The sequence below is a fragment of the Pseudomonas asiatica genome (assembly GCF_040214835.1).
Classification (GTDB): domain Bacteria; phylum Pseudomonadota; class Gammaproteobacteria; order Pseudomonadales; family Pseudomonadaceae; genus Aquipseudomonas; species Aquipseudomonas putida_Z.
The window spans coordinates 5,345,732-5,366,969 of sequence record NZ_CP157874.1; the positions used below are offsets into that span (position 1 = coordinate 5,345,732).

At 63.8% G+C, this 21,238-nt stretch carries 19 protein-coding genes; 8 read left to right on the forward strand and 11 right to left on the reverse strand.

The window, feature by feature from the left end:
* Positions 1-93: 93 nt before the first annotated feature.
* The 3 genes from ABNP31_RS23865 to ABNP31_RS23875 form a co-directional block, all read right to left on the reverse strand.
* Positions 94-345, reverse strand: coding sequence for a DUF3077 domain-containing protein (locus tag ABNP31_RS23865; protein ID WP_238067652.1), 252 nt, complete (start codon positions 343-345; stop codon positions 94-96).
* Positions 346-613: 268 nt separating this feature from the next.
* Positions 614-1,051, reverse strand: coding sequence for a hypothetical protein (locus ABNP31_RS23870; RefSeq protein ID WP_350012828.1), 438 nt, complete (start codon positions 1,049-1,051; stop codon positions 614-616).
* A gap of 105 nt (positions 1,052-1,156) precedes the next feature.
* The gene (locus tag ABNP31_RS23875) at positions 1,157-1,720 is read right to left on the reverse strand and encodes a hypothetical protein (protein ID WP_350012829.1); all 564 of its coding nucleotides are present in this window, start codon (positions 1,718-1,720) and stop codon (positions 1,157-1,159) included.
* 373 nt (positions 1,721-2,093) lie between these two features.
* Between ABNP31_RS23875 and ABNP31_RS23880 the strand changes: the two genes are divergently transcribed.
* The 7 genes from ABNP31_RS23880 to yccS all read left to right on the forward strand — a co-directional run bounded on the left by ABNP31_RS23880 (position 2,094) and on the right by yccS (position 13,409).
* Positions 2,094-3,896, forward strand: coding sequence for an acyl-CoA dehydrogenase (locus ABNP31_RS23880; RefSeq protein ID WP_350012830.1), 1,803 nt, complete (start codon positions 2,094-2,096; stop codon positions 3,894-3,896).
* A 32-nt stretch (positions 3,897-3,928) separates the two neighbouring features.
* A complete protein-coding gene (locus tag ABNP31_RS23885) occupies positions 3,929-5,371 on the forward strand; it encodes a TldD/PmbA family protein (RefSeq protein WP_350012831.1) in 1,443 nt (480 codons plus the stop codon).
* The gene (locus tag ABNP31_RS23890) at positions 5,371-6,690 is read left to right on the forward strand and encodes a TldD/PmbA family protein (protein ID WP_350012832.1); all 1,320 of its coding nucleotides are present in this window, start codon (positions 5,371-5,373) and stop codon (positions 6,688-6,690) included. The genes ABNP31_RS23885 and ABNP31_RS23890 overlap by 1 nt, the downstream gene beginning before the upstream one ends.
* A gap of 127 nt (positions 6,691-6,817) precedes the next feature.
* On the forward strand, positions 6,818-8,245 hold the full coding sequence (mdtD, locus tag ABNP31_RS23895; RefSeq protein WP_085587851.1) for a multidrug transporter subunit MdtD: 1,428 nt from the start codon (positions 6,818-6,820) through the stop codon (positions 8,243-8,245).
* A 112-nt stretch (positions 8,246-8,357) separates the two neighbouring features.
* The gene (dbpA, locus tag ABNP31_RS23900) at positions 8,358-9,695 is read left to right on the forward strand and encodes an ATP-dependent RNA helicase DbpA (RefSeq protein ID WP_230396947.1); all 1,338 of its coding nucleotides are present in this window, start codon (positions 8,358-8,360) and stop codon (positions 9,693-9,695) included.
* A 137-nt stretch (positions 9,696-9,832) separates the two neighbouring features.
* Positions 9,833-11,014, forward strand: coding sequence for an NAD(P)/FAD-dependent oxidoreductase (locus ABNP31_RS23905; protein WP_039612469.1), 1,182 nt, complete (start codon positions 9,833-9,835; stop codon positions 11,012-11,014).
* A 211-nt stretch (positions 11,015-11,225) separates the two neighbouring features.
* Positions 11,226-13,409 carry a YccS family putative transporter gene (yccS, locus tag ABNP31_RS23910; protein WP_085614703.1) on the forward strand — a complete coding sequence of 728 codons (2,184 nt, stop codon included), beginning with the start codon at positions 11,226-11,228 and terminating at the stop codon, positions 13,407-13,409.
* 131 nt (positions 13,410-13,540) lie between these two features.
* On the opposite strand, the gene ABNP31_RS23915 is transcribed toward yccS, so the two are convergent.
* The gene (locus ABNP31_RS23915; RefSeq protein WP_085614701.1) at positions 13,541-14,278 is read right to left on the reverse strand and encodes a substrate-binding periplasmic protein; all 738 of its coding nucleotides are present in this window, start codon (positions 14,276-14,278) and stop codon (positions 13,541-13,543) included.
* 155 nt (positions 14,279-14,433) lie between these two features.
* Between ABNP31_RS23915 and ABNP31_RS23920 the strand changes: the two genes are divergently transcribed.
* The gene (locus ABNP31_RS23920; protein WP_085663514.1) at positions 14,434-14,886 is read left to right on the forward strand and encodes a GNAT family N-acetyltransferase; all 453 of its coding nucleotides are present in this window, start codon (positions 14,434-14,436) and stop codon (positions 14,884-14,886) included.
* 86 nt (positions 14,887-14,972) lie between these two features.
* Here ABNP31_RS23920 and ABNP31_RS23925 read toward each other — a convergent pair whose 3' ends face one another.
* From ABNP31_RS23925 to ABNP31_RS23955, 7 genes are all read right to left on the reverse strand, one after another.
* Positions 14,973-15,269, reverse strand: a complete 297-nt coding sequence (locus tag ABNP31_RS23925) for a winged helix-turn-helix domain-containing protein (RefSeq protein WP_013974495.1) — start codon at positions 15,267-15,269, stop codon at positions 14,973-14,975.
* Between the two features lie 12 nt (positions 15,270-15,281).
* Positions 15,282-15,782 (reverse strand): M48 metallopeptidase family protein, encoded by a 501-nt coding sequence (locus ABNP31_RS23930; RefSeq protein WP_085614697.1) that lies wholly within the window; start codon positions 15,780-15,782, stop codon positions 15,282-15,284.
* Positions 15,783-15,821: 39 nt separating this feature from the next.
* Entirely contained in the window at positions 15,822-17,954 is a 2,133-nt protein-coding gene (locus ABNP31_RS23935) for a putative bifunctional diguanylate cyclase/phosphodiesterase (RefSeq protein WP_085663513.1), read from the reverse strand.
* 309 nt (positions 17,955-18,263) lie between these two features.
* Complete coding sequence (fba, locus tag ABNP31_RS23940; RefSeq protein WP_016712383.1) at positions 18,264-19,328, reverse strand: class II fructose-bisphosphate aldolase; 1,065 nt, start codon at positions 19,326-19,328, stop codon at positions 18,264-18,266.
* 100 nt (positions 19,329-19,428) lie between these two features.
* Positions 19,429-19,758, reverse strand: a complete 330-nt coding sequence (locus tag ABNP31_RS23945) for an MliC family protein (protein ID WP_013974499.1) — start codon at positions 19,756-19,758, stop codon at positions 19,429-19,431.
* A gap of 63 nt (positions 19,759-19,821) precedes the next feature.
* On the reverse strand, positions 19,822-20,073 hold the full coding sequence (locus ABNP31_RS23950) for a hypothetical protein (protein ID WP_238067007.1): 252 nt from the start codon (positions 20,071-20,073) through the stop codon (positions 19,822-19,824).
* Positions 20,073-21,236 (reverse strand): phosphoglycerate kinase, encoded by a 1,164-nt coding sequence (locus tag ABNP31_RS23955; RefSeq protein ID WP_024087831.1) that lies wholly within the window; start codon positions 21,234-21,236, stop codon positions 20,073-20,075. The genes ABNP31_RS23950 and ABNP31_RS23955 overlap by 1 nt, the downstream gene beginning before the upstream one ends.
* Positions 21,237-21,238: the final 2 nt, after the last annotated feature.

Genomic DNA, 21,238 nt, shown 5'->3' on the forward strand with positions numbered 1-21,238 from the left:
GTTGTTAACAAAAAAAGGAGAGCTTCGGCTCTCCTTTTTTTATGGGGGCTGGGGTTGGGCTGACAGGTGTTCATTCAACCTGAAGCCAAACCCTCACTGCTTCATCCCCAACTCAGTATCATCCATCAGTGCCTTGGCCATCGCACTCAGGTAATGGGCAGCCCAGATCATCATTGGCTTCTCATCCATCAGCCCGGTAATGGTCAATTCGCGGACATAACCCATCAACTCCGACGACTGCTCACGGGCGTCCCTGCACGGGATGCCAGGCTCGATGCGGATTGGGTGTCTTCTGTTGTCATTGTTCAATCCCCTGATAATTCTCGAGTGCCTGGCCGGGCCTATTCGCGGGCGCGCCCGCTCCCACAGGATCACCACAAGCTTCATGACTTGCACCGTACCTGTGGGAGCGGGCATGCCCGCGAAAGGGCCGGCTCTGGCGACACATCATTAAGCCTCAGTGCGAAGTTCGCGACCTAGATTAGGATCTTCGAGTGAATCTGCGTTCAGGGGTGGATCAGGAACTATCACCACCTGCTGTCAAACAAGAGGGTGGCAGCTGTGCATGGGTTGACAGACCGGTAGAAAAATCCAAAAACCCCGGCGCACACCGTTACCCGCGCTTTCGCCAGAGCCACAATAGGCACCAGCCTTTCCCAGCCTCCGAAGTCAGCATCAGCCCAATCCACACCGAGTTACTGATACTGGAAGCCAGCATCGGCAACAACAGGATTATGGATATCGACGGAACGATAAAAAAGATGCGAAAGGGGATCTGCACCATCGCCAAGTAGACAGCCAACCGGCAACGCATTAGAAACAACCCGCAGGTCGCTATCAACGAAAGCTGCAGAATCAGGTCTAGCCAGACGATTAGCTCTAGCCCTCCTCCCCAGATCTGCATGTTGCTCAATGCGTCCTTGAAATCCGTCCAGAAAGGTATGGCACCTCGCTCCGTACTGCGGAAAACATAAAGGCAGATGTAGAACGCGTCCATGCCTCCCCAAAACAGGAAAGCGATCGCATGCCAGCTCAAGTTCGAGTTCTTCAATATGCTCCCTCTTCGAACCGCGCCGGAATACCGAGCTTCGCAGGGGCGGCCTTTCGCCGCGAAAGGGCCGCAAAGCGGCCCCGGCAAATTCTGCTGCGACGCTGCTCAAGCCATGGACGAAAGTGTGATCAAAGCAAACAGCTGCGCTGCTGTAATTACGGCAGCCAGCAGCATCCACAACCAATTGGCCAGCGTGAAACGGCTGTTGGCCACTCCTGCCTCATCCCCCGCGCTGAAATTGGCGCCTTTCTGCATGGGCACCAGAATGACCAACCAAGCTGCTTGAATGACTACACCCGTAAAATACGCCGCCCACAACTGATCATCCAGAATCACACTGGCAGCCACCCAGGCAGCACACATACCGTAGTAGCCCAGCGCGAGCCCCAGAATGGACCAAGGGTAGGTTCTGCCTGACTCGCGAATATGATCATTCACCCTTTTCAATAACGGGTAGATGAAGAACACTGCAAAAGCGCTTCGCCAGAATGGGCTGACCTTTTCTCCTGTCCTCACTCCATGCAGCTTCCAGCTCTGATAAAAGCAATACAGCCAGTAAAAACCAAGGGTGAAGAAGGTCATTACGCCAAACTTCAGGGGCGAGACTACGAAGAAGGGAAGTTGCTTGCCCTCGAAATCAGTCAAGTCGTTCTTGTGGACATCACTCATCAGAAAAGCCTCATTGCGAACACCAAAGCACACATTCAAGGCCAAATGGCATTCGATCCGCAGTAGTCCAGTTCCACTCTGACTTGTGGGAAACGTCTCTACATTTTCCTGCGCCTGCTCCGGCCCTTTCGCGGGTAAACCCGCTCCTACAGGTGCAGCGTTGATGGCTGGGGCTGCGCAGTACTTGTGGGAGCGGGTTTACCCGCGAAAGGGCCCGAACAGGCAAAACAACAACTGCCCCCACCCCGCGTGATCTGTTCGACCAACCACCAGGCATCCCGGAGTTCTCAACCCATATCACCCAAACCTATTAACCTGTCCCCCACCCCACCACCCTCCTACACTCGCAGCATCCCGCCTCTGGACCGCGACCATGCCCGAGACCCTGCTCAGCCCCCGCAACCTCGCCTTCGAACTCTACGAAGTCCTCATGGCCGAGGCCCTGACCCAGCGCCCGCGCTTCGCCGAGCACAACCGCGAAACCTTTGACGCGGCGCTATCAACTGCCCGCACCATCGCCGAAAAGTTCTTCGCCCCGCACAACCGCAAGGCCGACGAAAACGAGCCGCGCTACGTGGATGGCCGCGCCGAACTGATCCCCGAAGTGAAACCCGCCGTCGACGCCTTTCTCGAAGCCGGCTTCCTCAACGCCAACCGCGACTTCGAAGCCGGCGGCATGCAGCTGCCGAGCCTGGTCTCGCAGGCCTGCTTCGCCCACTTCCAGGCGGCCAACGCCGGCACCACGGCCTACCCGTTCCTGACCATGGGCGCGGCCAACCTGATCGAGAGCTTCGGCAGCGATGAACAGAAACGCCTGTTCCTGCAGCCGATGATCGAAGGCCGCTACTTCGGCACCATGGCCCTGACCGAACCCCACGCTGGCTCGTCACTGGCCGATATCCGCACCCGCGCCGAACCTGCCGGTGACGGCAGCTACCGGCTCAAGGGCAACAAGATTTTCATCTCCGGCGGTGATCACGAGTTGTCGGAAAACATCGTGCACATGGTGCTGGCCAAGCTGCCGGATGCGCCGCCCGGCGTGAAGGGCATCTCGCTGTTCATCGTACCCAAGTACCTGGTCAACGAAGATGGCAGCCGTGGCCCGCGCAACGATGTGCTGCTGGCAGGGCTGTTCCACAAGATGGGCTGGCGCGGTACCACCTCCACCGCGCTGAATTTCGGCGACAACGGCCAGTGCGTCGGCTACCTGGTCGGCCAGCCGCACCAGGGCCTGGCCTGCATGTTCCAGATGATGAACGAGGCACGCATCGGTGTCGGCATGGGCGCAGTGATGCTCGGCTACGCCGGCTACCTGTATTCGCTGGAGTACGCCCGCCAGCGCCCGCAGGGTCGGTTGCCGGACAACAAGGACCCGCACAGCCCCGCGGTGCCGATCATCGAGCACAGCGATGTGAAACGCATGCTGCTGGCACAGAAGGCCTACGTGGAGGGCGCCTTCGACCTGGGCCTGTATGCCGCGCGCCTGTTCGACGACACCCAGACTGCCAGCGACGACAGCGCCCGCAAGCAGGCGCAGGAGCTGCTCGACCTGCTGACCCCGATCGTCAAATCCTGGCCCTCGACGTTCTGCCTCAAGGCCAATGAACTGGCGATCCAGATCCTCGGCGGCCACGGCTACACCCGCGAATACCCGGTTGAACAGTACTACCGCGACAACCGCCTGAACCCGATCCATGAAGGCACCGAGGGCATCCAGTCGCTCGACCTGCTGGGCCGCAAGCTGGCGCAGAACAATGGCGCCGGCCTCAAGCAGTTGATCCGGTCGATCGCGGCCACCGGCGAGCGCGCCAGCCACCATCCGAACCTCGACCCGCTGCGCCAGCCGCTGGAGCAACTGGTCAACCGCCTGCAAGGTGTGACCCTGGCCTTGCTGGGTGACCTGGCCCAGGGCAAAGTCGCTGGAGCCCTGGCAAACTCGGCCCTGTACCTCAAGGCCTTCGGCCACTGCGTGATCGGCTGGCGCTGGCTGGAACAGGCGATTCATGCCGAACTCGGCCTGCTCAAGGGCAACCCCGCCGAGCGCGACTTCTACCTTGGCAAGCTGCAGGCCGCGCGTTATTTCCTGACCTGGGAAGTACCTGGCTGCCATAATGAGCTGGCATTGCTCGAGGCGCGCGACGACACTTGCCTCACCATGCAGGACGAGTGGTTCTAAGGGGGAGCCACCGTGTACACGGAGGCTTCCACATGTTCGATACCAGCGCCCTGCTGCGCCAGCGCTTTGCCGCGCTGCGCAGTACGGCCGAGTTGTTTTCCCTGCGCCATGTGAAACAGTCGCACCAGGCGCTGTCGGTTCGCCGCAACGTCGCGGAACCACCCTTCTTCAGCCAGGACGAGGGCGCCATGCTCACCGTGCGGGTGAGTGGCGTGGAAGCCTATTCCGCCACCGCCGACCTGTCCCAGGCCGGCCTGCAGCGCGCGCTGGAGCAGGCCGAGGCGCTGGCCCGCCAGATCGCCCGGTACAACCTGCTGGACCTGCGCGAACAACCGGTGACCAGCGCACGCCACGACCACATTTCGCCCAACTTCGACCAACCCGTGCCCAACCTCGCCGACTGCCTTGGCCTGCTTGCTGCCGAATCGGCCAGCGTGCCCAAGGACAGCCGCCTGGTGGACTGGCAGGCCAGCCTGGGCCTGAGCCTGGTCGAGCAGACCTACCTGAACTCGGCCGGCGCCGAGCTGCGCCACGCCCAGCGCTTCCTGTTCCCGGGCCTGGGCGTGACCGCCAGCGATGGCCAGGACAGCCAGAGCCGCAGCCTGGGCCGCGACAACTTCGGCCAGCAGGGCGGCTTCGAGATCATCGAGCGCTGCGGCCTGGTCGGCGCTGCCCGCCGGGTGGCCGACGAGGCGCTGCAGCTGCTGCTGGCACCGAACACCCCCAGCGGCCCGCGCGACCTGCTGTTGATGCCGGACCAGATGATGCTGCAGATTCACGAATCCATCGGCCACCCGCTGGAGATGGACCGCATTCTCGGCGACGAGCGCAACTACGCCGGCACCAGCTTCGTCAAGGCCGGTGACTTCGGCCACCTGCAGTACGGCTCCGCGCTGCTCAACGTGACCTTCGACCCGACCATCGGCGAAGAGCTGGCCAGCTACAGCTTCGATGATGACGGCACCCCGGCCAGCAAGCAGTTCCTGATCCGCGATGGCCTGCTGCTGCGCCCGCTGGGTGGTGCGCTGTCGCAGTTCCGCTCCGGCCTCGACGGCGTGGCCAACAGCCGCGCCTGCGGCTGGAACCGTGCGCCGATCGACCGCATGGCCAACCTCAACATCGAGCCGGGCGACCAGAGCCTGGATCAGCTGGTGAAGGGCATCGAGCACGGCATCCTGATGCGCACCAACCGTTCCTGGTCCATCGACGATGCGCGCAACAAGTTCCAGTTCGGCTGTGAATGGGGGCAGTTGATCGAAAACGGCGAGCTCAAGGGCATCGTCAAGAACCCCAACTACCGTGGCATCTCCGCGCAGTTCTGGCGCAACCTGGCGGCGGTCGGCGACAGCAGTACCTTCCAGGTGCTGGGCACGCCCAACTGCGGCAAGGGCGAACCCAACCAGGTGGTGCGGGTCGGCCACGCCTCGCCGGCCTGCGTGTTCCGCCAGATCGACGTATTCGGAGGAGACGCCTGATGAAATACGCTTTCGAAACCCTGGTCGGGGATGTGCGCAAAGCCCTGCAGACGGGCGAACAGTTCACTCTCGGCTACAGCGCCGAACAATCGCAATTCGTGCGTTTCAACCATGCCAAGGTGCGCCAGGCCGGCACCGTGAACCAGGCCGGCGCGCAACTGCGGCTGATCCGCGATGGCCGCCAGGCAGAGCAACAGGTGACCTTGAGTGGTGACACGCAACTGGATAGCCAGCGCCTGTTCACGGCCCTGGAGCAACTGCGCCAGACCTTGCCACTGCTGGCGGTCGATCCGTACCTGCGCCTGGACGAAAGCGCCTGGCACAGCCACAGCCAGCAGGAGCAGCCGCTGCCCGAACTGAGCGATGTGCTGACCTTGCTCGAGCGCGAAGCCGGCGACCTGGACCTTGTCGGCATCTACGCCGCCGGCCCCATCTGCCGGGGCTTCGCCAGCTCGTTCGGGGCCTTCGGTTGGCACCAGGCCAACAGTTTCAACTTCGACTGGAGCCTGTTCCACGAAAACGGCGAGGCGGTGAAGGCCAATTACGCCGGGCAAGTGTGGAGTGCCGACGACTTCACTGCACGCCTGCGCCAGGCGCGGGAGCAGCTGGGTTTCCTTGGCCGCCCTGCCGTCACGCTGAAACCTGGCAGCTACCGTGCCTACCTGGCCCCGGCGGCCATGGACGAAATAGCCGGCATGCTGTGCTGGGGCGGCTTTTCCGCACAGGCCCTGGCCACTGGCAACAGCGCCCTGCAGCGCCTGTACAACGGCGATGCGCGGCTGAGCCCGCTGGTGAGCTTCACCGAGCAGGTCAGCGGTTCGCTGAGCCCGGCGTTTTCCGATGAAGGCTCGCCGCGCCTGGATGTGCCGTTGATCCAGCAAGGCGAGGCCCGGCAGCGATTGATCAGTGCGCGCAGTGCGGCCGAGTTCGAGCTGCTGGCCAATGGCGCCGATAGTTACGAGTCGCCGTGTGCGCTGAGCCTGGCAGCAGGTAGCCTGCCAAGCGAGCAGATCCTGGAGCGGCTCGGTACCGGGCTGTACATCAGCAACCTGTGGTACCTGAACTATTCCGACCTGCCGGCGGCACGCATGACCGGGCTGACCCGCTTCGCCACCTTCTGGGTGGAGAACGGGCAGATCCAGGGCCCGGTGAGCACCATGCGCTTCGATGACAGCCTGTACAGCTTGCTAGGTAGCCAACTGGAGGACCTGACGCAGGAGCGCGAGATGATTCTGTCGACCAGTACCTATGGACAGCGCAGTACCGGGTCGAGTCATTTGCCGGGGGCACTGGTCAAAGGCCTGACTCTGACATTGTGACTGGACTTACCGGCCCTTTCGCGGCTAAAGCCGCTCCCACAGGATCTCCACTGCCCTTGAATGTGGTGATATCCCTGTGGGAGCGGGTTCACCCGCGAAGAGGCCGGCACTGACAAACGAGGAAGTCATGCCCGAACGCACCCCGCTGGACCCTGTCACCGCCCGCTGGATCCCTTGGGTGGTGGCCATCGCCTTCTTCATGCAGTCCCTGGACGGCACCATCCTCAACACTGCACTGCCAGCCATGGCCCGCTCGCTGGCCGAAGACCCGCTGCGCATGCAGGGCGTGATCATCGCCTACATGCTCACCGTGGCCCTGCTGATCCCCGCCTCAGGCTGGATCGCCGACCGCTTCGGCACCAAGCGCATCTTCTTCAGCGCCATCCTGCTGTTCAGCTTCGGCTCGCTGCTGTGCGCCGCCGCCAACAGCCTCGGGTTCCTGATCTTTGCCCGTGTCGTGCAAGGGCTGGGCGGTGCGCTGATGCTGCCGGTCGGGCGCTTGGTAGTCCTACGTGCCTACCCGCGCACCGAGCTGGTGCGCATCATGAGCTTCATCACCATCCCCGGCCTGCTCGGGCCGCTACTGGGCCCTACGGTTGGCGGCTGGTTGGTGGAAATACTGAGCTGGCACTGGATCTTCCTGCTCAACCTGCCGGTCGGCCTGATCGGCTGCTACGCCGTGTGGAAGTTCATCCCCGACCTGCGCGGCGCCGAGCGCACCACGTTCGACGGCCCCGGGTTCCTGCTGTTTGGCGCAGCGATGGTATTGATCACCATCGCCATGGAAGGCCTGGGCGAACTGCACCTGCCGCACCTGCGGGTGATGTTGCTGCTGTTCGCCGGCATGGCCTGCCTGGCGGCCTACTGGCTGCGCGCCGGGCGCGACCCGGAGCCGCTGTTCTCGCCCAGCCTGTTCCGTGTGCGCACCTTTGCCATCGGTATCCTCGGCAACCTGTTCGCCCGCCTGGGCAGCGGCGCCCTGCCGTTCCTGGTGCCGTTGCTGCTGCAAGTGGCGCTGGGCTACTCGCCGGCCCAGGCCGGCATGAGCATGATCCCGCTGGCGGCTGCGGCGATGCTGGCCAAGTCCATCGCCCGACCACTGATCGAACGCTTTGGCTACCGCATCATCCTCACCGGCAACACCCTGCTGCTGGGCCTGCTGCTGGCCAGCCTCGGTCTGGTCGACGAACAGACGCCCTATGCCGTGCTGCTGATTCAGCTGGGCCTGCTCGGCGCGGTCAACTCGATGCAATTCACCGCGATGAACACGGTAACCCTGATCGACCTCGACGACGCCAGCGCCAGCAGCGGCAACAGCCTGCTGTCGGTGGTCGCGCAGCTGGCCCTGAGCCTGGGCGTGGCATGTGCGGGTGCATTGCTCGGCGGCTTTACCGCAGCCGGCAGCGCCGATGGCGTGGAAACCACCTTGGGCGCATTCCAGCTGACCTTCGTCACCATCGGCGTGATGGCCATGCTGGCGGCGGCGATCTTCCTGCAACTGTCGCCGACGGACGGAAGGCGTGCCCGTCGTCCGGAACAACACATGGAGTCGTAGGGCGAATGGCCACGAGGCTGGTAGACTGTGCGGCATTTTTCGCTTCGCAACGCAGGCCCGCCTCGTGACCACCGAATCCACCGCCTTTGCCACCTTGCCGCTGTCCACTGCCATGCTGGCCAACCTGGACGCCCTCGGCTATGCCTCGATGACACCAATCCAGGCCCAGAGCCTTCCGGTCATCCTCAAGGGGCAGGACCTGATCGCCCAGGCCAAGACCGGCAGCGGCAAGACCGCCGCCTTCGGCATCGGCCTGCTCAACCCGATCAACCCGCGCTACTTCGGTTGCCAGGCGCTGGTGCTGTGCCCCACCCGCGAGCTCGCCGACCAGGTGGCCAAGGAGCTGCGCCGCCTGGCCCGCGCCGAGGACAACATCAAGATCCTGACCCTGTGCGGCGGCGTTTCGCTGGGCCCGCAGATCGCTTCGCTGGAGCATGGCGCACACATCATCGTCGGCACCCCAGGGCGCATCCAGCAGCACCTGGACAAGGGCACCCTGGTGCTCGACGGGCTGAACACCCTGGTGCTGGACGAAGCCGACCGCATGCTCGACATGGGCTTCTTCGATGCCATCGCCAGCATCATCGGCAAGACCCCGTCGCGCCGCCAGACCCTGCTGTTCTCGGCCACCTACCCGGCCGGCATCAAGCAACTGGCCGCCGACTTCATGCGCAACCCGCAACAGGTCAAGGTCGAGAGCCTGCACGCCGACAACCAGATCGAGCAGCGCTTCATCGAAATCGACCCGCAACAGCGCCTCGAGGCCGTCACCCGCGTGCTCGGCCACTACCGCCCGCAGTCCTGCGTGGCGTTCTGCTTCACCAAGCAGCAGTGCGAGGATGTGGTCGCCCACCTGACCGCCAAGGGCATCGTTGCCCAGGCCCTGCATGGCGATCTGGAGCAGCGCGACCGCGACCAGGTGCTGACCATGTTCGCCAACCGCAGCAGCTCGGTGCTGGTGGCTACCGATGTGGCCGCGCGCGGCCTGGACATCGATGGCCTGGACATGGTCATCAACGTCGAACTGGCACGTGATGCGGAAATCCATGTGCACCGTGTGGGCCGCACCGGCCGTGCTGGCGAGAAAGGTATTGCGGTCAGCCTGGTGGCACCGGCCGAAGGCCACCGCGCCCAGGCCATCGAAGACCTGCAGAAGAGCCCGCTGCGCTGGGACCAGCTGGACAGCCTGAAGCACAAGGGCGGCGAGCCGCTGCTGCCGCTGATGAGCACCCTGTGCATCGCCGCCGGGCGCAAGGACAAGCTGCGCCCGGGTGACATCCTCGGGGCGCTGACCGGTGACGCCGGCATCCCCGGCAAGCAGGTGGGCAAGATTGCGATCTTCGATTTCCAGGCGTTCGTGGCCGTTGAACGGCCGCTGGCCAAGCAGGCCATGCAGCGCCTGAACAGCGGCAAGATCAAGGGGCGCTCCCTGAAAGTCCGTATCGTCTGACCTAATTTTGGGGCCGCGTTGCGGCCCTTTCGCGACACAAGGCCGCTCCTACAGGGGATCGCAAACTCCTGTAGGAGCGGCCTTGTGTCGCGAAAGGGCTGCAAAGCAGCCCCCAGCAATCCTGAAGAGGTAACACCGTGCACTCCACCGACGTGATCATCCTCGGCGCCGGCGCCGCCGGCCTGATGTGCGCCCAGCTCAGCGCCCGCCGTGGCCGCCGGGTACTGGTGCTCGACCACGCCAACAAACCGGGCAAGAAGATCCTCATGTCCGGCGGCGGCCGCTGCAACTTCACCAACATGTATACCGAGCCGGGCAACTTCCTCTCGCAGAACGCACACTTCTGCAAGTCGGCCCTGGCCCGCTACACCCAGTGGGACTTCATCGAGCTGGTGTGCAAGCACGGCGTGGCCTACCACGAGAAGAAGCTCGGCCAGCTGTTCTGCGACAACAAGGCCAGTGACATCCTCGACATGCTGCTGGCCGAATGCGATGAGGCCGGCGCCGAGATCCGCATGCACACCAGCATCGAGCAGATCGAGAAGACCGAAGGCGGCTACCTGCTGCAGACCAGCGGCGGCCAGTTCGCCTGCCAGTCGCTGGTGATCGCCACCGGCGGCCTGTCGATCCCGACCCTGGGTGCCACCGGCTTCGGCTACCAGGTGGCCCGCCAGTTCGGCCACACCCTGCTGCCGACCCGCGCCGGGCTGGTGCCGTTCACCATCACCGAGCCCCAACTGAAGGCACTGTGCACCGAGTTGTCCGGCACCTCGCTGGATTGCACCGCCAGCTGCAACGGCACCAGCTTCCGCGAGAACCTGCTGTTTACCCACCGCGGCCTCAGCGGCCCGGCAATTTTGCAGATCTCGTCGTTCTGGGAGGCCGGCGACACGGTCGAGATCAACCTGCTGCCCGACCGTGATGCACTGACCTGGCTGCAACAGATGCAGGCCGAACGCGCCAACGCCGAGCTGAAGACCGTGCTGGGCGAGGTGTTTACCCGCAAGCTGGCCAACCTGCTGGCCGAGCAGTGGTTCGAGTCCCGGCCGATGAAGCAGTACACCCCGGCGGAACTGGCACAGATCGCCGAAAAGCTGGCGAACTGGCAAGTGGTGCCGGCCGGCACCGAGGGCTATCGCACTGCCGAAGTGACCCTGGGTGGCGTGGATACCCGCGAGGTATCGTCCAAGACCATGGAATCGCTGAAGAGCCCCGGGTTGTATTTCATTGGTGAAGTGCTGGATGTGACTGGCCACCTGGGCGGTTTCAATTTCCAGTGGGCCTGGGCCTCCGCCAACGCCGCGGCGCAGTTCGTGTAGAGTAGAATCCATTCAGCAGCACGGAACGCTTCTTGCTGGCCCGTGCTCAGTGTCGGAATTTGGGCCGCTTCGCGCCCCTTCGCGGGCACGCCCGCTCCCACAGAGTTCCGCGTATCCCCTGTGGGAGCGGGCGTGCCCGCGAAGGGGCGCGAAGCGGCCCCGGTAACCGTCTCTGAAAGGTATTTCTCTGATCACTGCCTAGCAGGCCATCATGTCATCGAGCTCGTTCCGTCAGTCACTGCGTCGCCTGTGGGGTCAAGACAAGTTCAGCTACAGCATCCGGGTCACCATCGCCCTCACCGGCAGCCTGGCCCTGTGCTGGTACCAGAACGAAATGGCCCTGCTGATTCCGCTGTTCCTCGGCATCATCGCCAGCGCCCTGGCCGAAACCGATGACAGCTGGCAGGGCCGCCTCAGCGCCCTGGCCGTCACCCTGGTGTGTTTTGCCATCGCCGCACTGGCGGTCGAACTGCTGTTCCCCTACCCGTGGGCATTCGTCATTGCCCTGGCCTTGGCGGCCTTCGGCCTGACCATGCTCGGTGCCCTGGGCGAGCGCTATGGCGCCATCGCTTCAGCGACCCTGATCACTGCGGTGTACACCATGATCGGCGTGGACCAGCGCGGCGGCCAGGTCACCGACTTCTGGCACGAACCACTGCTGCTGGTAGCGGGTGCGGCCTGGTACGGGCTGCTGTCGGTGCTGTGGCAGGCGCTGTTTTCCAACCAACCGGTGCAGCAGAGCCTGGCCAAGCTGTTCTTCGAGCTGGGCAGCTACCTCAAGCTCAAGGCCAGCCTGTTCGAACCCGTCCGCACCCTTGACGTCGAAGCCCGGCGCCTGGAACTGGCCCAGCAGAACGGCAAGGTGGTGGCGGCACTCAACGCAGCCAAGGAAATCATCCTGCACCGGGTGGGCAACAGCCAGCCGAACTCCAAGGTCAGCCGCTACCTCAAGCTGTACTTCCTGGCCCAGGACATCCATGAACGGGTCAGTGCCTCGCACTATCCCTACAACGCCCTGACCGAGGCTTTTTTCCACAGCGACGTGATGTTCCGCTGCCAGCGCCTGCTGCGCAAGCAGGGCTCGTCCTGCCAGGAACTGGCCCGCTCGATCCGCCTGCGCCAGCCGTTCGTGCTGGCCAGCGGTTATCCCGAAGCCCTCGAAGACCTCAACGCCTCGCTGGAACACCTGCGCATGCAGAACAACCCGGCCTGGCGTAGCCTGCTTCGCTCGCTGCGGGCGCTGGCGGCCAACTTGGCGACGCTCGACCGCCTGCTCAGCGCCGCCAGCAACCCGGACAGCCTTGCCGACACCAGCGATAGCAGCCTGCTCGACCGCTCGCCACGCTCGCTGAAGGATGTGTGGACCCGCCTGCGCACCCAATTGACTCCGACTTCGCTGCTGTTCCGCCATGCCCTGCGCCTGCCGCTGGCGCTGTCGATCGGCTATGGCATGGTGCACCTGATCCACCCCACCCAGGGCTACTGGATCATCCTCACCACGCTGTTCGTGTGCCAGCCCAACTACGGTGCGACCCGGCGCAAGCTGGTGCAGCGGATAGCCGGCACCGCCGTCGGCCTGACGGTGGGCTGGGCATTGTTCGACCTGTTCCCCAACCCGGTCATCCAGTCGTTGTTCGCCGTGGTCGCCGGGGTGGTGTTCTTCGTCAACCGCACCACCCGCTACACCTTGGCCACGGCCGCGATCACCCTGATGGTGCTGTTCTGCTTCAACCAGATCGGCGATGGCTATGGCCTGTTCCTGCCGCGCCTGTTCGATACCCTGGTCGGCAGCCTGATCGCCATCCTCGCGGTGTTCCTGTTCCTCCCCGACTGGCAGGGGCGGCGGTTGAACAAGGCGCTGGCCAATACCCTGGCCTGCGCCAGCGTGTACCTGCGGCAGATCATGCAGCAGTACGCCCACGGCAAGCGCGATGACCTGGCCTACCGCCTGGCCCGGCGCAACGCCCACAACGCCGACGCGGCGCTGTCCACCACCCTGGCCAACATGCTGATGGAGCCGGGGCATTTCCGGAAGGAGGCCGACGTCGGCTTCCGCTTCCTGGTGCTGTCGCATACCTTGCTCAGCTACCTCTCGGGGCTGGGCGCGCACCGCGACACCGCCTTGCCGGCGGAGGTGCAGGAGCAGTTGATCGAAGGTGCCGGGCAAAGCCTGGCCAGCAGCCTGGACGAGATTGCCAACGGCCTGGCCGCGCGCCTGCCGGTGGCGATTCACAGTGATGCCGAAGAAGCGCTGGCCAATGCCCTGGAGCAGATGCCGGAAGAGCTGGACGAGCACCAGCGGCTGGTGCAGACGCAGTTGGCGTTGATCTGCCGGCAGCTGGGGCCGCTGCGGACCCTGGCAGCGCATTTGATCAAGGAAGGTGCACCGGCCTGAGTTGTACTATCGCCTGTGCCGGCCTCTTCGCGGGTGAACCCGCTCCCACAGGAACCCCACAAGTTTCCAGTCCTGTGTAATACCTGTGGGAGCGGGTTTACCCGCGAAGAGGCCAGAACAGGCGATATAGATCAGAAGCCATGCTGGCGCATGAGCCGCGCATAGCTGCCATCCGCCTTCATCGCTGCAATCGCCTGCTCGAACCGCTCGACGATCCGCGCATGCTCCGGGTTTTTCAGGCTGACCAGGATATGCAGGGTGTTCTCCCCCAACGGCGGCTCCACCAGCATCACCCCATCGCGTACCTCAGGCAGTTCGCGCTGCAAGTTGTAACGGGCCACGTACTCGTCTTCCACCGCCAGGTCCACCCGCCCCGCCGCCAGCATGCGTACCGCAGAGGGAAAGTTGCGCACCGCCACCTTGTGCAGGCGGGTGTCGCGGTCGAACTCGGGGGAATAGGCGTAATCACGCACCACAGCGATGCTGTAGGGATACAAGTCTGACTGGCGCTTGTAGCGAAACGCCTCGCCCTTGCGTTGCAACAGGCGAATGCGGTTGACCAGGTAGGCTTTGGAAAACTGCCCGATGCTGGCGCGCGAGTCGTTGTACCAGGCGTTGATCAGCACGTCGTAACGCCCCTCGCTCACCCCCAGCAGGGCCCGCGCCCACGGTGCCTCTTCGACCCCACTGGTGTAGCCGGCCCGGGCCAGCGCCGTGGTGACGATGCTGGTCGCCAGGCCACCGCCCGGCATGCTGGCATCGGTGAACGGCGGCCAATTGTCGGCCACCAGGCGTAGCTTTTCGTAACCCGGGGCGGGTGTTGCAAGCATCATTGCCAGCAACCCCAGAACACAAAGCAGTGGCCGCATGCTCACGTCCTTTCGCAATGGAGGGCACACACTGCCGACGAGATTACACAAAGCCGTCGCCGAGGGCAGCGGCCAATAGTGTCATTTAGCCTCTATTTTGGCCGTGACCCATACATCATGCGATGATCGACGGCCCACTCAAGGAGTTCGCGCCAATGTCCATCGACTGGCTCTGCAAGCACCACACCGATCTCAGCAAGGACCAGCTCTACGCCATTCTGCAATTACGCACTGAAGTGTTCGTGGTCGAGCAGCGCTGCGCCTACCAGGAAGTCGATGGCCAGGACCTGACCGGCGATACCCTGCACCTGATGGGCTGGCAGGATGACAAGCTGGTGGCCTATCTACGCCTGCTCGACCCGCAATCCCAGGGTGGGGATGTGGTGATCGGGCGGGTGGTGACTGCACTTGCGGCGCGCGAGCTGAAGCTGGGGCACCCCTTGCTGCTCAAGGGGTTGGAGGCAGCGGAGCATTGCTGGCCTGGGGTGCCGGTTTACCTGTCGGCGCAGGCGCACTTGCAGGGGTTCTATGCCCAGCATGGGTTCGCGGTGGTGGGCGAGGAATATCTTGAGGATGACATTCCGCATATCGGGATGCGCAAGGGTTGAGATCGCCGGGGGTGCTTCGCACCCCTTTCGCGACACAAGGCCGCTCCTACAAGGGAACGCGATTACCTGTAGCAGCCCCCAGTGGATCAGGGATACCCCAGCACTTCGCGAACCTGCCGCAGGTGCTGGATGATCCACTGCTTGTCGATCGCTCCCCAGTCATGAATGCGGTAATGCCCGGCGTGGTTGCGCGCGCCTTCCTGCTGTTCGAACTCGCAGACGATATCCAGGTCGGCCAGCGCCGCAATGGTGTCCTGGGCGGTGCGCCGGGGCATGCCGGTGGCCTCCATCAGGGCCGGCACGCTGGTCGCGGTCTGGCTGTCGATCAGCCAGGCCACGTACAGGCGGCGGTAGAAGCTGCTCTTGGTCTTGCTCACTTCCATGCTGCGTGGTCCTTAACAGTTGCCCGGCAGCTCCCGATAGGTCAGGTAGACGCGCAGGTCGAATTCCAGTTGGTGGTAGTCCGGCTCCATGTGCTGGCAGAGCTGGTAGAACGCCTTGTTGTGGTCGCGCTCGCGCAGGTGTGCCAGTTCGTGCACCACGATCATGCGCAAGAATTGCGGCGCGGCCTCCTTGAACAGCGAGGCAATGCGGATTTCCTTCTTCGCCTTGAGCTTGCCGCCCTGCACCCTTGATATCGCCGTATTCAGGCCCAGGGCCCGATGGGTCAGGTCGAGACGATTGTCGAACAGCACCTTGTCCAGGTTCGGCGCGCTGCGCAGGTATTGCTGGCGCAAATCCTGGGCATAGCCATACAGCGCCTTGTCGTTCTGCACGTCATGGCGGTCGGGGTAGCGGCGCTGCAGGTACTCGCCCAGGCGGTCGCTTTCGATCATCTCCCGCACCTGTTGCTGCAGGTGCGGGGGGTAGGCTTGCAAGTATCGTAATACGGTCATGGCGCTGCATTCGGTGTAACGAATGCCGATTCTAGCCAATCATGGCCCCGGCCAGGAGAAAATCGCCGGGAAGCTGCTGGCATCCGTGGCGGTCATCGGGTATGCCACCAGGAACCCCTGCACGTACTCACAGCCATTGGCCTTGAGCCAGGCCGCCTGGGCCGGGGTTTCCACCCCCTCGGCGATCACCGTGATGCTGTAGTCGGCGCACAGGCCGATGACGCTGCGCACCAGCGCGGCATCCACCGCCGAGTCGGGCAGGCGCGCGACCAGGTGGCGGTCGAGCTTGAGGGTATCGATCGGCAGGTCGCGCAACATGCGCAACGAACAGTCGCCGGCACCAAAGTCATCCAGCGCCACCCGCATACCCAGCTCGCGCAAGCGGTGTATCTGTTTCACCGCCGCATCGATGTTGTACATCAGCGAGGTTTCCGCCACCTCCACTTCCAGCTGCGCCGGGTCCAGCTGGTAAAGCTGGATGACCCGGTGCAGTTCGTCGACCAGGCTTGGCATGGCGAACTGCGCACGGCTCAGGCTGATACCCAGCACCAGGTCCGCCGGGAAACGCTGGCACCAGGCCTGGCGCTGAGCCGCGCCCTGGCGGTAGATCCAGCTGGCCAGGCGGTTGATCAGGCGCGCCTCTTCCAGCAACGGGATGAACAGCCCCGGCGGCACATCGCCGACACTGGGATGCTGCCAACGCAGCAAGGCCTCGAAGCCACGCAAGCGGCCATCGTTGAAGCCAACCTGCGGCTGGTAAACCAGAGTGAAGTCTTGCTGCTCCACGGCCGTGCGTACGCTGTCCTCGAGCATCAGCCGCGAACGCGCCCGGCCGTTGAGCTCCTGATCGTAGAAGCGATACTGCTGGCGCCCCGCCTGCTTGGCCGCGTACATCGCCGCATCGGCCGCACGCAAGAGGCCTTCGACATTGGCGCCGCAATCCGGATAGGTGGCGATACCGATGCTCACCCCAAGGCTCACATCCAGCCCTTCCACCTGGTGGCTGATGGAAATACGTTCCAGCAACCGCTCGGCATAGCGCCCGGCCTGCTCCGGGTAAGGCAGGCTGTCGAACAGTGCGGTGAACTCGTCCCCGCCCATGCGCGCCAGCAGCGCTTCACTGCCCAGGCAATCCTTGAGCTGTTCGGCTACCCAGTGCAGCACCCGGTCGCCCGCGTCGTGGCCGAGCGAGTCGTTGATGCGCTTGAAGCCATCCAGGTCCATGTACATCAGCGCCTGCGCCTTGTCCGAACGCTCGTTGCGCAGCAGCGCACCTTCGGCGGCCTGGTAGAACCCGCGGCGGTTGAGCAGGCCGGTAAGCGGGTCGGTGACGGCCTGGTACTCCAGCTGCTGGTGCAGGTTGCGCACCACCGACATGTCCAGCACGGTGACCACCATGGCCTGCTGTTCTGCCGGCAGTGGCGCACAGGACAACGCCACCGGCACCAGCTCGCCGCCCAGGGTGCGCAGCTGGGCATCATGCACGCGGAAGATGCGCCGCCCCAGGTAGGCCTGGTAGAAGTCCGATTCGTTCCACAGGCTGGCACTGGTCAGTTGCACCAGGTCGAGCAGATGGGCGCCCTGCAACTCCTGCACCGGCGCTGACAACAAACGGGAAATGGCCGGGTTGGCAAAGCTGATGATGCCTTGGGCATCCACCACCAGAATGCCCTCGGCGGCGTTCTCCAGGATCGATGCGTTGAAGGCCCTGGCCGCTTCCAGCTCGCGGGTCAGCCGCTGCAGCATGCGCCGGTTGCGCTGCTGGTCGAGCAGGGCCTGGACCTTGGGCTTGAGGATTTGCGGGTCGAACGGTTTGAACATGTAGTCCACGGCGCCGCTGGCGTAGCCCTTGAGCACGGCCGCTTCGGACTGTTCGTTGGCGGTGAGGAAAATGATCGGGGTCAGCCGGGTACGCTGGCTGCCGCGCATCAGCCGGGCGACTTCGAAGCCGTCCATCTCCGGCATCTGTACATCCAGCAGGACCAGGTCGACATCGTGCTCGAGCAACGCGCTCAGGGCTTCCATCCCCGAGTTTGCCGTCAGCACCTGCCAATCCTGACGGGCCAGCAATGCCCGCATGCTGATGAGGTTTTCGGGGTAATCGTCTACCACCAGAAGAACCGAGCTGCCATCCAGTGGCTGAGGTTGGGGGTGAGGGTGAGCGCCATCCATGCTGCTTCTCTATTATGTGACCGACTTCAAGATACGGTTGGATCCACTAGTACTCTAGACCTGAGCGGATAACACGCAATGCAATCAGAACGCTATCAGTGCCTCAACTATACGGTAGCCGACTAACGGTCGCTTTGCCGGGAATATGTGCCGCCCTCTTCGCGGGCATGCCCGCTCCCACATGGAGGGTTTGCATGCTCCCTGTGGGAGCGGGCGTGCCCGCGAAGAGGCCATCACAGATGCAAGGTTCTAACACCCAAAAATGAAAAAACCCGCATCGCTGCGGGCTTTTTCATTAATGCCAGAAGATCAGTTGACCTTGGCGGCCAGCTCACCTTTCAGGTAGCGCTGGTACATGCCTTCCAGGGAGATCGGCTTGATCTTCGAGGCATTGCCAGCGGTGCCGAAGGCTTCGTAACGGGCGATGCACACGTCACGCATGGCCTTGACGGTTTCACCGAAGAACTTGCGCGGGTCGAACTCGCTCGGGTTCTGCGCCATCAGGCGGCGCATGGCGCCGGTGGAAGCCAGACGCAGGTCGGTGTCGATGTTGACCTTGCGCACGCCGTACTTGATACCTTCGACGATTTCCTCGACCGGTACACCGTAGGTTTCCTTGATGTCGCCGCCGTACTGGTTGATGATCGCCAGCCACTCTTGCGGTACCGAGGACGAACCGTGCATCACCAGGTGGGTGTTGGGGATGCGCTTGTGGATTTCCTTGATGCGGTCGATGGCCAGCACGTCACCGGTTGGTGGCTTGGTGAACTTGTAGGCACCGTGGCTGGTACCGATGGCGATCGCCAGGGCGTCGACCTGGGTCTTCTTGACGAAGTCGGCAGCCTCTTCCGGGTCGGTCAGCATCTGGCTGTGGTCCAGCACGCCTTCGGCACCGATGCCGTCTTCTTCACCGGCCATGCCGGTTTCCAGCGAACCCAGGCAGCCCAGCTCGCCTTCTACCGAAACGCCGCAGGCGTGGGCCATGGCAACGGTCTGCTGGGTAACGCGGACGTTGTACTCGTAGTCGGTCGGGGTCTTGCCGTCTTCACCCAGCGAGCCGTCCATCATCACCGAGCTGAAGCCCAGCTGGATCGAGCGCTGGCAGACGTCAGGGCTGGTGCCGTGGTCCTGGTGCATGCACACCGGGATATGCGGGAATTCTTCGATGGCCGCCAGGATCAGGTGACGCAGGAACGGGGCACCGGCGTATTTGCGGGCACCGGCCGAAGCCTGGACGATCACCGGGGAGTCGGTCTTGTCGGCCGCTTCCATGATGGCGCGCATCTGCTCGAGGTTGTTGACGTTGAAAGCTGGTACGCCGTAACCGAACTCGGCGGCGTGGTCCAGCATCTGGCGCATGCTAATGAGTGCCATTGTGTATCTCTCTCCCGACAAGCGTCGTTTGTTTCGTGCAAGCCTGCCGCAGGGGCGGTTGCTGTTCAAGTAGTGTGGGCCACCCTCGCGGCCCGGCCAGTCACGGTGCCTTGCAGCCCCGCCCAATCAGATCGTTGGTTGCCACCCAGTACACCAGGCCTTCTTCGCCCTTGGTATGGAAGGCCAGCATGCCATCGCTGTACAGCGCACCCGAGGCACCCGGCTCGGCCTTGAGCCGGTAGACCTGGTCGCCGCCACCAAGGCGCACATCGACCTGGTCGCGCTGCGCATCGGCGAAGCGCCACAGCACTTCAGCCTGGGTGTCGCAGACCCAGCGGGTCCAGTCGTCTGCCGGGGCGGGTTGCGCCGGCTTCAGCAGCGAGCATCCTGCCAGTGTCGCCAGGGCCGTCACGGCCAAAAGCGCTTTCATTAAATATCCTCTAGATGACCACGCAGCGGTCACTTGGTTGCCCGGCCCGACGAAATGCCGGGTTCAAGGGCAACCCGGCGCCTTGCGCTGGTGGTCTTCGTCGTACTTTTCCAGGCCTTCCGGGCCCACGCGCTTGCTGATGACCGGCACGGTCTCGGCCTGCCACTCGGACTGGTAGCAACCGCCCCTGGGCGGCTGCACCGGGTCGGCATCCGAGGCCGGGCTGCCGGCGCATGCGCTCAGCAGGCCAGCCAGCATCATCACAGGCAATTGCTTGACCATCAGGCCGCTCCCTTTGCCAAGCGCCGACGTCATCAGGCCTTGGCCCGCTCTTCCAGGATTGCCACGGCCGGCAGGACCTTGCCCTCGACGAACTCGAGGAAGGCGCCACCACCGGTAGAAATGTAGGAGATATCGGCGCCAACGCCATATTTGTCGATGGCTGCCAGGGTGTCACCGCCACCGGCGATGGAGAACGCAGCGCTGTCGGCGATGGCCTTGGCCAGCACCTTGGTGCCGTTGCCGAACTGGTCGAATTCGAACACGCCGACCGGGCCGTTCCACAGGATGGTCTTCGACGACTTCAGCAACTCGGCGAAATTGGCAGCGGTTTGCGGGCCGATGTCCAGGATCATGTCGTCAGCGGCAACGTCGGCAATGGCCTTGACGGTGGCTTCGGCGCTCTCGGCGAACTCTTTGGCAACCACCACGTCGACCGGCAGAGGCACGCTGACCTTGGCGGCGATGGCCTTGGCGGTGTCGACCAGGTCAGGCTCGTACAGCGACTTGCCCACCGGGTGGCCGGCTGCGGCCAGGAAGGTGTTGGCAATGCCGCCACCGACGATCAGCTGGTCGCAGACCGAGCTCAGGCTGTTCAGCACGTCCAGCTTGGTGGAGACCTTGGAGCCGGCAACGATGGCTGCCATCGGCTTGGCCGGGGCCTTCAGGGCCTTGCCCAGGGCATCCAGCTCGGCTGCCAGCAGTGGGCCGGCAGCAGCGACCTTGGCGAACTTGGCAACGCCATGGGTCGAACCTTCGGCACGGTGGGCAGTACCGAAAGCGTCCATGACGAACACGTCGCACAGAGCGGCGTATTTCTGCGCCAGCTCGTCGGCGTTCTTCTTCTCGCCCTTGTTGAAGCGCACGTTCTCGAACAGTACCAGGTCACCAGCCTTGACCTCGACACCGTCCAGGTAGTCGGCAACCAGCGGTACGTCGCGGCCCAGGGCCTTGCTCAGGTAGTCGGCGACCGGCTTGAGGCTGTTCTCGGCAGAGAACTCACCCTCGGTCGGGCGGCCCAGGTGCGAGCAGACCATTACCGCCGCGCCCTTCTCCAGGGCCAGCTTGATGGTCGGCAGCGCTGCCAGGATACGCGCGTCGCTGGCTACCACACCGTCCTTCACAGGCACGTTGAGGTCTTCGCGGATCAGTACGCGCTTACCTTGCAGGTCGAGGTCGGTCATCTTCAACACGGTCATGA